Here is a 13,530-nt window from a genome sequence, read left to right as displayed (position 1 = left end):
GCTACAATTTGCTGATCCTCTTCGTCTAACGACTCCCAGGTATCCTGATTCATCATCAGCGCAGCTTGGCCGAAAAAGTGTTTGGTGTGCACAAAGTAATCGAGGATTTCGCCAAAAAATTCGTAATCCCAATAAATGATGTTGCCAGCGTCGCCATCCACTACGCCTGTTTGAATGGCGGTATATACCTCATTCCAGTCAAGCGGCACCGAATGGTAGCCCATCGCTTGTACAGTTTGCGGTACAGGAAAGGCGGGGATGGCGCGCACTTTCAATGCTTTCGACTGGGCTTCATCGAGACTTAACGCATAATCGCCACGAGTCGCGACGCCTGTGAACCCCCATGGATAAGACCCAAACATCTTAAGGCCCATATCGGTGAAGATCGGTTCAACGACCTCGTTCATCCATCCACCACGTTCCCACGCTGCCTGTGCTTCCTCCCAATCCAAAAATAAATAAGGTAGCGACATTACGCCAACGCGGTTGTCGTAGGTAGTCGGGGCAGTGGCGATTACCATGTCGACACCGCCCATTAGCATATGGTCGAAAACCTCGCTGACGTTGCCAAGCGCGCCTTGGTGAAATACTTGGGCCGTCATGCGTCCATTGGAGCGCTCTTCGATCAAATCAGCCCACCTCTGCATGCCTCGCCCTGCCGGAGAATCAGCAGTATCCTCTGCATTTACCATCCGAAAGCGGTAGGTATCATCGCTCGCTATAGCTACGCTGGGAGTTATCAAAGCAGAAGCAATGAGGATATTCATAATAGTGCTGTGTTTGAGCTTTAATGAAGCTTTCATTTATTAGCAGCCTTTTTGTAGTGGAAATATTGTAATCTGGCGTCTTTCGTTATCTTTTTATTACAGCTATGCGTTTAAATTACTTTGGTGAGATAAGTAGTGGAAACGACATTTTTGACTAACAAACCACAACCCTGTGTTATGGATGAAAAGATTTACTTGGCTTTGCAGGGCTGTCTTTCCAGGTGCCTAACTGGAAAGACAGATGCGTAACAGGCGCCTTGAGTAGCTATCCCTTGCTTTATTTAGGTGAGCTTGATCCAGGTTGTCTTGAGTTCGCAGTACTGATCATGGGCATAAATAGATTTATCACGCCCGCCAAAACCAGATTGTTTGAATCCGCCAAACGGCGTGGTGATATCGCCTTCCCCGAAACAATTTACCGTTACAGTGCCAACACGAATTGCCGCTGACATACGATGCACGGTATTCAGGTCGTTACTCCAAAGTGATGCTGCTAAGCCGTAGCAGGTGTCGTTGGCGAGAGCGATAGCTTCTTCTTCAGTATCAAATGCCATTACCGCCAGCACCGGGCCGAAAATCTCTTCACGCACAATGGTTGATTCAGGGGTGGCATCATCGAAAATCGTCGGTGGCACGAAGTAGCCGCCGCTCTCTTCGCGAACCCGCTCACCGCCGGTGAGCAGTGTAAGTCCTTCTTGTTTGGCTGTTGCGATATACGAAAGCACTTTCTCCATGTGAGCTTCCTCGACTAAGGCGCCGAGATTGACCTCAGGATCCAGAGGGTCACCCAGTTTCCAATCACTTTCCAACTGGGCCAGCACTTCCTTGAGCAAGGCGTCCTTGATGGAACGGTGCACAATCAGTCGCGAACCCGCTGAGCAGTTCTCACCCATATTCCAAAAAGCGGCGGCGAGAACGTTACTGGCTACCGTCTTAAGATCGCGAATATCGGGCATTACTACCTGAGGGTTTTTACCACCACACTCCAACAAGACTTCTTTGAGGTTGCTGGCTGCCGAGTATTCAAGGAACATGCGCCCCACCTCGGTGGAACCCGTAAAGCCCACTAAGTCGATATCAGGGTGCATGCCGATTGCCTGGCCAGCCGTTGACCCCATGCCGGGTAGGACATTGAGCACCCCTGCAGGTACGCCTGCTTCAAAGGCCAGCTCAGCCATGCGAGTGGTACTCAGTGACGTCAACTTGGCAGGCTTGAGAATCACGCTGTTTCCCGTGGCAAGCGCTGGCCCCAGCTTCCAGCCGACCATCATGGCCGGAAAGTTCCACGGCAACACCGCGCCCACTACACCGATCGGTTCGCGAGTGACGATGGAAAGCACGCCGCTCTCGGTGGGCGTCACGGCATCGTTAAGCTTGTCGATGGCTTCGGCATGCCAGCGAATGGTATTGGCGGTATCAGGGATATCAACATTAAAACACTCACTGATTGGCTTACCGGCCTCAATGGATTCGAGAACCGCCAACTCCAAGCAGTTTTCTTCAATAAGGTCGGCGAAGCGCTGCATGATCACTTTTCGCTCGGCGGGCGCCATTTTCGACCAGACACCCTCTTCAAAGGCTCGGCGGGCAGCCTTGACGGCAATGTCTACGTCGTCAGCTTCACACGCAGCCAGCTGGGTAATAACCTTCCCGGTGGCAGGATTAAGGGTGTCGAAGGTCTTGCCTGATTTTGCTGGCACGAACTGCCCATCAATGAAGGCCAGATTGCGGTATTCAAGCTGTTCAAGCTGCTGTGTGATATCCGATTGAGTGAGGGTGTTGGACATTATTTTACTCCCGTATTGGTCTCTCGAGTGCGCATGTCTTTTTGCGCCGTATAGTTATTTATCGATTACTTAGCGCTCAATTCCGGCTCGCCACTCCTTCCAGGCAAGGGTTCTACGCACCCCGATCCCCAGCATAGGCTCGGGTGGGTTGGCTGCCGGCTTGGGCTGTTTCAACATGATATTAAGCAACTCGCTATCGACGCCGACTGCGTATTCGGCGATCAGCTTGCCGGAGATGGTGCCGCCAGTCAGCCCCAAGGCGTTTTGACACAAGGCGCTGAACACGCCGGGGGCGAGCTCACCAAACGGTCTGCCATTGTTGCGGGTCAAGCATAAAGCCCCCCCCCATGTGTATTCGAAACTCGCGTCCGGCAGCATAGGAAAGCGCCGTTTAAAGGCGCGCAGATGGGCGAACCGCGCCTTTGCCAACTGGCGAGCATTGGTACTGACGTTAGGGTTATAAGTGAAGGAGTTTCGAATGCAGATACGTCCATCTCCCATGCGTCGGACCGTTGTACCCATCGGGTCTGCCGGTATCAACGCCCAGCTATCGTCGCCACCCAGCCTGTCGCACTCTGCATCACTCAACTGACGCGTCAAACTACTGTAGGTGTAAATCGGCAGCAGACGACCTTTGAGCCCCAGTTGTTCGAACTGAGCGGCATAGGCATTGTTGGCCAGCACCAGTCTGGGTGCCTCAATACAGCCCTGATCGGTCACTAGCACATGAGGCTTGCCTACTTCTATATGGCGTACCGGGCTGTCCTCAAATAAATGCACATTTTCGGGCAGGTTCTGGCTCAGGCCTCGTACTAACGCCGCTGGCTGAACCAGCACGCAGCCGGGAGTATGTACGCCAGCTTTATAGAAGCGCGTACCGGTAATCGCCGCCATGTTATCAGCGCTTAATTCGCGGTAAGGCTCGCCCAGCGCAGAAAGCCCCTTGGCAAACGTTTCCAGCACACGGATGCCTTGATCTCTCGCCGCGCCATGCAGTTTTCCCTGCTCGCGCCAATCGCAGTCAATAGCGTGGTGCCGCACGATCTCGCGCATGTAGTCGATTGCGCCCCGGTTAAGGCGCATCTGCTCAAGATCATGGGTCCGGTCGCCAGTATAGTCGTGAGAGTTTATGTCATGCGGCAAATCGATCATGAATCCCGAATTGCGCCCAGCAGTACTGAAGCCGACACGCCGAGCATCAATCAGAGCGATGCTGTCGTTTGGCTTCAATTCGGCCAGGCGCCGAGCCGCCGCCAATCCGGCCAGTCCAGCCCCCAACACCACCCAGTCGGCACGTACATTGCCGAGAAGCGGCGTACTTGGGGGAGGTGGAGGTAAGGTTTCATACCAGCCACAGCGTCCATCATCCTGAGGAAGAAACTTGCATTGCAGCTTCATGAGAAGTGCTCCACAGCAAGGTGTCAGCGGCGGCAGGCAACTAACGCATCATAGGTCTGCTTGAGAACAGCTTTCTCTTGCTCGTTCAATGACAGCAGCGGACGTCGCGCCGGGCCGACGGGCAGGTCAGCCAGCTCACAGCCATATTTGATGTATTGACAAAACTTGCCACCCTGCTCCAATAGATTGAGCATCGGTAGCAGCCTCGTGGCCAGTTCCCGCCCAGCGATGAAGTCCTTGTCTATGACGCACGCCTTATATAGAGCGACGTGCTCAGGGGCCAGAAAGTTGGAAGCACCCGCCACCCAGCTTCGGGCGCCCCACACGAAGAACTCCAGCACCTGGTCATCCATGCCGCAGCTTAGCTGCAGCTGATCGGCGTGTTCGGTGGCTAAAGCATGCATACGCTCGATAGAACCCGTACTTTCTTTAATCGCCTGTATGTTCGGGCGATCGCGAAGAGCCTCTATCAGCTCCATGGTCATCGGCACACCGGTACGGTCAGGAAAGTTATAGAGCATAATCGGCATGTCGAAGGCGTCATCGATAGCCTGGATATGGGCCAGTAATTCATCCTGAGCCGGTTGGCAGTAGTAGGGGGCAGCCACAAGAAGGGCATCGAAGCCGATACTCTTTGCATATTGTCCCAGTTCCAGACTGTCTGCTGTAGCCGTAGCATTGATGCCTGCCATTAACGGGATCCGCCCCTTCGCACACTCAGCGACTCGGTTAAGGAGAGTTTTCCGCTCATCCATATTTTGGGCGTAGTATTCACCGGTAGTACCACCGATGATCAAACCATGCACACCCTGCGTAATGAGGGTATCGATCAACTTGTCCAGAACGTCGAGCTTTAGAGACCCATCTTCGTTGAAGGGCGTGACAACAGGAGTCCAGATACCGTCGAAATTCATATTGTTACCTTTTGGAAGAGATGATTTAAGAGCGGCGCCCCGTTAAGTATTTACGAACGTTTATGCGGCCGCGGTTATTCATATATTTTCAGTTGAGAAGAAAGGTCAGGATAAGTAGCGATGCCATGACAACGGAAGAAACCTTTTCTAGTGTCAAATCATGAGCAGATGTTATGAGGAGGCCGAGACATTACATAAATGCCAACGCCTTAGGAGATAGCGTCAAAAGTGCATTAGCCACTCGGATGGCTAGAAAGTCATAGCTCCACACGAGCTGGCGGTGGGGTATCAAGGCGCTGAGCCGGCTGAAGATTGAACGCCCTCCACTCTCTGACTTACCTAAAAGCATAAGGGTTTGGTGACAGCCACTGCTTTGGGGTAGTCTTCCCACAATGTCGCGATACTGATCTATTTGACTGTGGTCTGAGCAACCAACAGGCTGAGCAGAACTGCCTTTTTATCCGAGCGTTTGAGGATTTTCCGTAATGAGCCGACACACTGCTCCTGATCAAACACTGTTGAAGATGCCTTCGCTGCGGGCAGTAAGGTCGTTTGTGGCAGCGGCGCGTTATCAGAACTTCACTCGCGCTGCAGAGGCGTTATGCGTGACCCAGGCGGCCATCAGCCGCCAGGTGCGCGAACTGGAGAACTTCCTGCAAACGCCTCTGTTCAAGCGTGTGGGAAGTGCTGTTGAACTAACGGCAGCAGGCTCTATCTTTTTCGATGCTGCTCAGCTCTCGTTTATTAATATCGCTCAGGCCGCTGATCGCATCCGAGATGATTTTGGTAACGTTGCTCGGCGATCGCTAACGCTATGTTGCTCTCCTGCCTTCTCGGCGCTATGGATGTCTCACCGCCTGCCCAGCTTCTTTAGTACCAATCCGAACATCGATCTCAACTTGGTGACAACGCAGAATTTCCTTGCCATGGAACCAGGTGTTTCTCCAGATATCTTTATCACCAAGCTGTCGCGTGTTATGGAAGGCTACATCAGCATTCCGTTGTTTTGTGATGTAATCTACCCAGTGTGTTCGCCGAGCTACTTGGAGAAACATCCAGAGGTCGGCACTCTAGATGGATTAAGACGTGATGCTGTACTACTCAACCTTAGCCCCTATGGACGTGCTCAGGTCGCCGAGCATGTTGACTGGGGGGTATGGATGGCTATTCATCAGCTAGATATCGCTAGGAATTCTAAGGATAGCTCCCACTTCTTCAATGCAAATGACTACAACATGTTGATTCAGATGACATTAAACCATCAGGGTGTCGCATTGGGCTGGGATCATCTAGTAAGACCGTTAATCGCTGAGGGAAGGCTGATTAGGCCCGTTGACGAACAGGTAGTGTTGGAGGAAACGCGTCACTATCTTTGTTATCGCGAAAATCGGGCCGATGACGAAGAGATACAGCGCTTTCGTGATTGGTTTACCGCCGAGTGCGATATGAGCGTAACACTCTGAAAAACGCATACATGTGACCCGCAATAGGTCTTCACAATCGCAGTCAGCTTCGCTCTATGTCTCTATTTTATTCCATTACTGTCCGTGGCTTTCTTTAACTGACAGCATATGGAAGTGCGCAAACTGCAGAAGAACTTCACAATTTTTTGAATTATACCTTTTGAGACACCTTGGCATAGTCATGCCTTCGACCTCTCCAATAGCTGCTTACGGTATTATTGAGAGTATGTCTTCTGCCTGCATCACGTCACCACACTGACTTGGACTATAGCCCGGCAGGCGCCCGACCGCTTCCTGGAAGGCTTCACCCTGCAGTATTTCCAGGAAAGCGCGAAACCGAGGTTCTTTCAGGGAGCGGTGGTGGCAGGCCAGCAGGTAATCTTCGATAGCCAGTGGTATAAAATCCAAGCCAAACTTCTGCGCGGCGGCTTCTACGCCAAAGCCGGTATCCGCCATGCCCGCCGCCACATACGCCGCAACGGCCGAGTGGGTGTACTCCTCGATTTCATAACCACGAATGTTGGTACTTGAAACCGCCGCTTCAGAAAGCAGGCAGTCCAGCAGCGAACGCGTGCCTGACGATGCCTGGCGGTTTACGAAACGTACGGCCTTATTAATAAGCGACTCTACGCCGGTGATGCCTAGCGGGTTGCCCGGCGCGACCATTAGCCCCTGGGTTCTGGCGATAAAGCCAATCACCCGGTGCTCGCGGGGCTTTAAAAGACCTTGGTACGTATCGCGAACGCGCTCGCCCACAGCACCACGCGGCAAGTGAAAGCCCGCCACATCGCAACTGCCTCGATTGAGCGCTGCCAGCGACTCCTGCGGGCTGCAGTACTGTAAATCTAGCGGTATTTCTTGCAGATGCTTAGGGAGTAGTTCAACGGCAAAGCCGTGACTGGCATGTAGACGCAAAACCGATAGCGCCCCCTGCTGCTGTTGCTGAATGGCGAGATTGAGTTCAGACCCCAGGCTTTCCAACTGTGGCCCTAAACGGGCGATGGCGCGCTGCTCGGCCCACAGCAGCTTTTCGCCCAGTAGCGAAAGCTGCGCCCCCCGCCCACGCTGCAACTCGACCAGCGGCACGCCAAAAAAATCGCCGCCCTGGCGCAATAAGTTCCAGGCGTGCCGGTATGAGATACCCACGTCTGCGGCGGCATGCGTTAACTTACCCCGCCTATATACCGCACTCAGCAGGCGAAGTAGCTGTAAATCCAACTGATTCCCCGCCTCATCGCGAAAGCACCAGGTGGGAATGACGGTAATTTTTTTCATTGGCATAAATTTTCATATTTTGTCTCTGTTAGCTTGATGCTAGCGTTACATAGACCGTGGTGCACGCCTTTTTCATATCTACTCTAAATAAGCATAAGCGTGCATATATGCAAACAATAATCAGCACCAGGAGAGACATGATGAACAAGTCTCAAGAATGGTCGTTGCAGTCGATCCAGACTGAGATCAACGCTCTTCATCACAAACCAGGCGCGTTGCTGCCAATTCTGCATGCTCTCCAGGACCGCTTCGGCTTTATTCCTTCAGAGGCCATACCCCTTATTGCCGAATCACTGCAACAGACCCGTGCCGAAGTGCATGGCGTTATCAGTTTTTATCACCATTTTCGTACCACGCCACCGGGACGCCACGTGGTACAGATCTGCCGTGCCGAGGCCTGCCAGTCGGTAGGCGCGCGCCAGCTGGAAGCTCACGCCAAGGCGCGCCTGGGGGTTGATTACCATCAAACGACGCCCGACCGCGAAATTACCCTTGAAGCCGTTTATTGCCTTGGCAACTGCGCCTGCGGCCCGTCGATCCGTGTGGACGACAGCGTTCGCGGACGGGTTACGCCCGAAGCCTTCGATGCGCTGCTCGATGAGCTGCAAACCCGGCCGCTGGAGGTGATGGCATGAGCATTCGCGTTTTTGTCCCCCGCGATACCACTGCACTAGCGCTGGGCGCCGATGCTATCGCCAACCGGCTGGCGCGTGAAGCCGCGGCCCGTGGCGAGCCCATTACGCTGGTGCGCAACGGCTCCCGCGGGCTTGCCTGGCTGGAACCGCTGGTCGAGGTGGAAACCCCAACCGGCCGGTTCGCCTACGGCCCGGTTACCTCTGCCGATATACCCGCTCTGCTCGAAAGCGGCATGCTGGAAGGCAGCGTTAATCATTCCCTGGCGCTGGGGCCAACCGAAGACATCGACTATCTCGCCCGCCAGCAGCGTCTTACCTTTGCGCGTATCGGCATCACCGACCCGCTATCGATTGATGACTATCGCGCCCACAGCGGCTTTGTTGGTCTTGAGGCTGCGCTGGCCCTTGAGCCGCAGGGTATCGTCGAGGAAGTGAAGGCCTCCGGGCTTCGCGGTCGCGGCGGCGCGGCGTTCCCTACCGGCATCAAGTGGCAGACGGTGCTCGACACGCCCGCCGATCAAAAGTACATCGTGTGTAACGCCGATGAAGGCGACTCCGGCACCTTCGCCGACCGGCTGGTGATGGAGTGCGACCCCTACATGCTGATCGAGGGCATGACCATTGCCGGGCTCGCGGTGAAGGCAACTCAGGGCTACATCTATCTGCGCTCGGAATACCCGCTGGCCAAGGAGATTCTTGACGAGGCCATTGCCCGCGCCGAGCAGGCCGGCTTTCTGGGTGAGAACCTTTGCGGCAGCGGCCGCGCCTTTCATCTGGAAGTGCGCCTGGGTGCGGGGGCGTATATTTGCGGTGAAGAAACATCGCTGCTTGAAAGCCTGGAAGGCAAGCGCGGCCTGGTGCGCTTCAAGCCACCGCTGCCCGCCATTGAAGGTCTGTTTGGCCGACCGACCGTGGTCAACAACGTGCTCTCGCTGGCCGCCGTGCCGTTTATCCTCGCTGAAGGCGCTGAGGCTTACGCCTCGCACGGCATGGGTCGCTCGCGGGGCACGCTGGCACTTCAGCTGGCGGGCAACGTTCAGCGCGGAGGGCTGATAGAACTGGCCTTCGGCACCACGCTGCGCACTCTAATGGAGGAGTTTGGCGGCGGCACGCTAAGCGGCAAACCGCTGCGTGCCGTGCAGGTAGGCGGCCCGCTGGGTGCCTATTTGCCTGAAGCGCAGTGGGACCTGCCGCTGGACTACGAAGCCTTCGCGGCAGAAAGTGCGGTGCTGGGCCACGGTGGCGTAGTGATGTTTGACGAGAGCGTGGACATGGCCGAACAGGCGCGCTTCTCGATGGAATTCTGCAAGGTAGAGTCCTGCGGCAAATGCACGCCGTGTCGTATCGGCTCGACCCGTGGCGTGGAGGTCATCGACCGTATCCGCGCCAATCATAACCGCGAGGACAACCTCGCCCTGCTCCATGACCTCTGCGAAACGATGGTGGATGGCTCGCTCTGCGCCATGGGTGGCATGACCCCCTTCCCGGTACAAAGCGCGCTCAAATACTTCCCTGACGATTTCCAGCGGGCCGCGAACGGAGACAGATCATGATCGGACACTTTGACCCTAAACAGTACGCCAGAAGCGCCGCCCACGATAAAGACCTGGGCACGCCTTTCCCAACCGGTACGGCGCTGGTGAACCTGGAAATTGATGGCATCACCATCACGGTACCGGAAGGCACTTCGGTACTGCGCGCAGCGGCACTGGCCGATATCAATATTCCCAAACTGTGCGCCACCGACAGCCTGGAGCCGTTCGGCTCTTGCCGGTTATGCGCCGTAGAGGTAGAGGGCCGCCGTGGGCTGCCAGCCTCCTGCACCACCCCTGTGGTGGAAGGCATGAAGGTCACCACCCAGAACGAGCGTCTCGCTAAACTGCGCCGCAACGTGATGGAGCTGTACATCTCCGACCACCCGCTGGACTGCCTGACGTGCCCGGCCAACGGCGACTGCGAGCTGCAGGACATGGCGGGCAGTGTGGGCCTTCGCGAAGTGCGCTACGGGTTCGAGGGCGAGAACCACCTTGATGCTGTCAAGGATGAATCCAACCCCTACTTCAGCTTCGATCCGAGCAAGTGCATCGTCTGTTCGCGCTGCGTACGCGCCTGCGAGGAAGTCCAGGGTACCTTTGCGCTGACTATCGACGGACGCGGGTTTGATTCCAAGGTGGCGGCGGGGCAGGACGAAGCGTTCATGGACTCGGACTGCGTCTCCTGTGGTGCCTGCGTTCAGGCCTGCCCAACCGCCACGCTGATGGAAAACAGCGTGATCGATCACGGCGTGCCGGATAGAAGCGTCGTCACCACCTGCGCCTACTGCGGTGTGGGCTGTTCGTTCGAGGCTCAGATGAAGGGCGATAAGCTGGTCCGCATGGTGCCGTACAAGGGTGGCGACGCCAACCACGGCCACTCGTGCGTGAAGGGGCGCTTTGCGTTCGGCTACGCCACTCACCCGGACCGCCTGACTACTCCGATGATTCGCGAGAGCATCGACCAGCCATGGCGCGAGGCCAGCTGGGAAGAAGCCATCGGCTTTGCCGCCAGCCGTCTGAAGGCGATTCAGGCCGAGCATGGCCGCGAAAGCATCGGCGGCATCACCTCGTCACGCTGCACCAACGAAGAGACCTATCTGGTTCAGAAGTTGATTCGCGCGGCGTTTGGCAACAACAACACCGACACCTGTGCGCGAGTCTGCCACTCGCCCACCGGCTACGGCCTGAAAACCACGCTGGGCGAATCAGCGGGCACCCAGACCTTTGACTCGGTGATGAAGGCCGATGCGATCATCGTGATCGGCGCCAACCCCACCGACGCCCACCCGGTGTTTGGTTCAATGATGCGCAAGCGCCTGCGCCAGGGTGCCAAGCTGATCGTCGCCGACCCGCGCCGTATCGACCTGCTCAAGACCCCGCACCTGAACGAAGCCCAGCACCTGCCGCTGCGCCCCGGTACTAACGTCGCGCTGATCAATGCGCTTGGGCATGTGGTGATCACCGAAGGCCTGGAAGACCAGGCGTTCGTCGCCAAACGCTGCGACACCCAGGCGTATCAGAGCTGGCGCACGTTTATCGCCGACCCGCGCCACTCCCCGGAGGCCAGCGAGGCGATCACCGGCGTGGCCGCAGCAGCCGTACGCCAAGCGGCACGCACCTATGCCACGGCAGGTAACGGCGCTATCTACTACGGCCTGGGTGTTACCGAGCACAGCCAAGGCTCCACCATGGTGATGGGGATCGCCAACCTGGCCATGGCCACCGGCAATATCGGCCGCGAGGGCGTGGGCGTCAACCCGCTGCGCGGACAGAACAACGTACAAGGTTCGTGTGACATGGGCTCTTTCCCCCATGAGCTTCCGGGCTATCAGCACGTCGCCGACCCAATCGCGCGTGGCCGTTTCGAAGCCGCCTGGGGCGTGCAGCTTGACGACGAGCCAGGGCTGCGCATTCCTAATATGTTCGATGCCGCCATTGAAGGCACCTTTAAGGCGCTTTACGTGCAGGGCGAGGACATCGCCCAGTCCGACCCCAACACCCAGCACGTCGAGGCGGCGCTGCGCTCGCTGGACTGCCTGATCGTTCAGGATATCTTCTTGAACGAGACTGCCAAGTTCGCCCATGTGCTGCTGCCAGGTTCGAGCTTTTTGGAGAAGAACGGCACCTTTACCAATGCCGAGCGACGTATCAACCGGGTGCGCAAGGTCATGCCACCGGTAGCTGGCAAGCAGGATTGGGAAATCACTCAGGATCTGGCCAATGCGCTGGGCTACCCGATGAACTATGTCCATCCATCCGAAATCATGGATGAAATCGCTAGCCTAACACCGAGCTTCACAGGTGTGAGCTACGCCAAGCTTGAAGAGTACGGCAGCCTGCAGTGGCCGTGCAACGACGAGCACCCGCAAGGCATGCCGACCATGCATGAAATCAACTTCCCCATCGGCCTGGGACGCTTTGCAATTACCGAATACGTGGCCACCGAAGAGCGTACCAATCGGCGTTTCCCGCTGCTTTTGACCACCGGGCGGATACTCAGCCAGTACAATGTTGGCGCCCAGACCCGGCGCACCGATAACCAGCACTGGCACAACGAGGACGTGCTGGAACTGCACCCAAGTGACGCCGAAGTGCGCGGCGTGCGCGACGGCGACTGGCTGGGGATTACCAGCCGCTCGGGCCAGACGGTGCTGCGCGCCAGGCTGAGCGAACGCATGCAGCCGGGGGTGGTCTACACTACCTTCCACCACCCGGGCAGCGGCGCCAACGTTATCACTACCGATAACTCCGATTGGGCCACCAACTGCCCCGAATACAAGGTTACCGCCGTGCAGGTAGAAAGAGTCAGCCAACCTTCCGCCTGGCAGCAGCGGTTTAACGCCTTTGATCAGGCCCAGCGCGGCTATCTGGAGAAGGCACAACAGGAGGCGCCATGAGCGCAGACCGCGAAGGCGGCACGCCACCTCAACCGGATACCGCCCTGGCGCGTCTGCCGGTTGAGGTGCGCAAGAGCGCAACCGGCTGGTTCGCCGATATGCAGGAGGACACCCTGGCCCAGGAAGTGCCGGTGGCGCTGGTCTACAACGGCATCTCTCATGCGGTGATGATGGCAAGCCCTTCGGAGCTTGAAGATTTGGCCCTGGGGTTCAGCCTAACGGAGGGCATTCTGGCTCATCCCCACGAATGCTACGACCTGGAGCTTCGTGAGGAAGCCCAGGGTCTGGCCGTTCACCTGACCATTGCCACCCAGCGGCTGGCCGAACTCAAGCAGCGTCGCCGTAGCCTGACCGGGCGCACCGGCTGCGGGCTATGCGGCACAGAAGCCCTTGAACAGGCCATTCGGCCGATCCCCGCGGTAACAGCGCCGCAACTTGATGACGCGGCTATTCAACACGCCCTGGGAGAACTTGCCGCCTACCAGCCGTTAAAGGCGGCGACAGGCGCCGTACACGGTGCCGCTTGGTGCGATTTACACGGGCGCATTCAGCGGCTGCGCGAAGATGTAGGCCGCCATAATGCCCTGGATAAGCTGATTGGCTCGCTTGCCCGCGATGCAGCGCCGCTTGCAGAGGGCTTTGTGCTGGTTTCCAGCCGTGCCAGCTACGAAATGGTGCATAAATGTGCCAGTGCCGGGATCGGCGCGCTGGTGGCCGTTTCCGCCGCGACGGCCCTGGCGGTAGAGCAGGCACGCACGGCGGGCTTGCTGCTGGCGGGCTTTGCTCGCCCCGGCCGTCATTTAATCTACCACCGCCCTGTGGCGGCCGCTGCTATGGCTCAATGCTGAGGAGACACGCG

Annotated in this window: 10 protein-coding genes; 5 read left to right on the top strand and 5 right to left on the bottom strand. The window is 57.0% G+C overall.

What is annotated here, in order from left to right:
• The 4 genes from dctP to ACT3R7_RS15545 form a co-directional block, all read right to left on the bottom strand.
• On the bottom strand, positions 1-803 hold an 803-nt coding region (gene dctP, locus ACT3R7_RS15560; protein WP_496199295.1), incomplete at its 3' end, for a TRAP transporter substrate-binding protein DctP.
• A 245-nt stretch (positions 804-1,048) separates the two neighbouring features.
• Positions 1,049-2,554 (bottom strand): aldehyde dehydrogenase, encoded by a 1,506-nt coding sequence (locus ACT3R7_RS15555; RefSeq protein ID WP_441676194.1) that lies wholly within the window; start codon positions 2,552-2,554, stop codon positions 1,049-1,051.
• Between the two features lie 69 nt (positions 2,555-2,623).
• Positions 2,624-3,952, bottom strand: a complete 1,329-nt coding sequence (locus ACT3R7_RS15550) for an NAD(P)/FAD-dependent oxidoreductase (protein WP_192539887.1) — start codon at positions 3,950-3,952, stop codon at positions 2,624-2,626.
• A gap of 23 nt (positions 3,953-3,975) precedes the next feature.
• Positions 3,976-4,866, bottom strand: coding sequence for a dihydrodipicolinate synthase family protein (locus ACT3R7_RS15545; RefSeq protein WP_192539886.1), 891 nt, complete (start codon positions 4,864-4,866; stop codon positions 3,976-3,978).
• Positions 4,867-5,351: 485 nt separating this feature from the next.
• On the opposite strand from ACT3R7_RS15545, the gene ACT3R7_RS15540 reads away from it, so the two are divergent.
• Positions 5,352-6,329 (top strand): LysR substrate-binding domain-containing protein, encoded by a 978-nt coding sequence (locus ACT3R7_RS15540; protein ID WP_192539885.1) that lies wholly within the window; start codon positions 5,352-5,354, stop codon positions 6,327-6,329.
• Between the two features lie 207 nt (positions 6,330-6,536).
• Here ACT3R7_RS15540 and ACT3R7_RS15535 read toward each other — a convergent pair whose 3' ends face one another.
• On the bottom strand, positions 6,537-7,604 hold the full coding sequence (locus ACT3R7_RS15535) for a substrate-binding domain-containing protein (protein WP_192538661.1): 1,068 nt from the start codon (positions 7,602-7,604) through the stop codon (positions 6,537-6,539).
• Positions 7,605-7,744: 140 nt separating this feature from the next.
• Here ACT3R7_RS15535 and ACT3R7_RS15530 point away from each other — a divergent pair, with 140 nt between their 5' ends.
• From ACT3R7_RS15530 to fdhD, 4 genes are read left to right on the top strand one after another with little or no spacing between them, the layout of a single operon-like run.
• Positions 7,745-8,239: a formate dehydrogenase subunit gamma gene (locus ACT3R7_RS15530; RefSeq protein WP_018916916.1), complete on the top strand. Its 495-nt coding sequence runs from the start codon at positions 7,745-7,747 to the stop codon at positions 8,237-8,239.
• Complete coding sequence (locus ACT3R7_RS15525) at positions 8,236-9,792, top strand: formate dehydrogenase beta subunit (protein WP_192538633.1); 1,557 nt, start codon at positions 8,236-8,238, stop codon at positions 9,790-9,792. The genes ACT3R7_RS15530 and ACT3R7_RS15525 overlap by 4 nt, the downstream gene beginning before the upstream one ends.
• Positions 9,789-12,671, top strand: coding sequence for a formate dehydrogenase subunit alpha (gene fdhF / locus ACT3R7_RS15520; protein ID WP_192538634.1), 2,883 nt, complete (start codon positions 9,789-9,791; stop codon positions 12,669-12,671). The genes ACT3R7_RS15525 and fdhF overlap by 4 nt, the downstream gene beginning before the upstream one ends.
• The gene (gene fdhD / locus ACT3R7_RS15515; RefSeq protein ID WP_192538635.1) at positions 12,668-13,519 is read left to right on the top strand and encodes a formate dehydrogenase accessory sulfurtransferase FdhD; all 852 of its coding nucleotides are present in this window, start codon (positions 12,668-12,670) and stop codon (positions 13,517-13,519) included. Before fdhF ends, fdhD begins: the two co-directional genes overlap by 4 nt.
• The last annotated feature ends 11 nt before the right edge of the window (positions 13,520-13,530 follow it).

It is taken from the genome of Halomonas sp. AOP43-A1-21 (assembly GCF_052376775.1).
Classification (GTDB): domain Bacteria; phylum Pseudomonadota; class Gammaproteobacteria; order Pseudomonadales; family Halomonadaceae; genus Vreelandella; species Vreelandella colorata.
This window is presented reverse-complemented; position numbering and strand designations above follow the sequence as displayed.

Bases quoted from the DNA above. Each gene is read 5' to 3' on its own strand.
- ACT3R7_RS15540 (WP_192539885.1), top strand. From the start codon at position 5,352: ATGAGCCGACACACTGCTCCTGATCAAACACTGTTGAAGATGCCTTCG.
- ACT3R7_RS15525 (WP_192538633.1), top strand. From the start codon at position 8,236: ATGAGCATTCGCGTTTTTGTCCCCCGCGATACCACTGCACTAGCGCTG.
- fdhF (WP_192538634.1), top strand. From the start codon at position 9,789: ATGATCGGACACTTTGACCCTAAACAGTACGCCAGAAGCGCCGCCCAC.
- ACT3R7_RS15545 (WP_192539886.1), bottom strand. From the start codon at position 4,866: ATGAATTTCGACGGTATCTGGACTCCTGTTGTCACGCCCTTCAACGAA.
- fdhD (WP_192538635.1), top strand. From the start codon at position 12,668: ATGAGCGCAGACCGCGAAGGCGGCACGCCACCTCAACCGGATACCGCC.
- ACT3R7_RS15530 (WP_018916916.1), top strand. From the start codon at position 7,745: ATGAACAAGTCTCAAGAATGGTCGTTGCAGTCGATCCAGACTGAGATC.
- ACT3R7_RS15555 (WP_441676194.1), bottom strand. From the start codon at position 2,554: ATGTCCAACACCCTCACTCAATCGGATATCACACAGCAGCTTGAACAG.
- ACT3R7_RS15535 (WP_192538661.1), bottom strand. From the start codon at position 7,604: ATGAAAAAAATTACCGTCATTCCCACCTGGTGCTTTCGCGATGAGGCG.
- ACT3R7_RS15550 (WP_192539887.1), bottom strand. From the start codon at position 3,952: ATGAAGCTGCAATGCAAGTTTCTTCCTCAGGATGATGGACGCTGTGGC.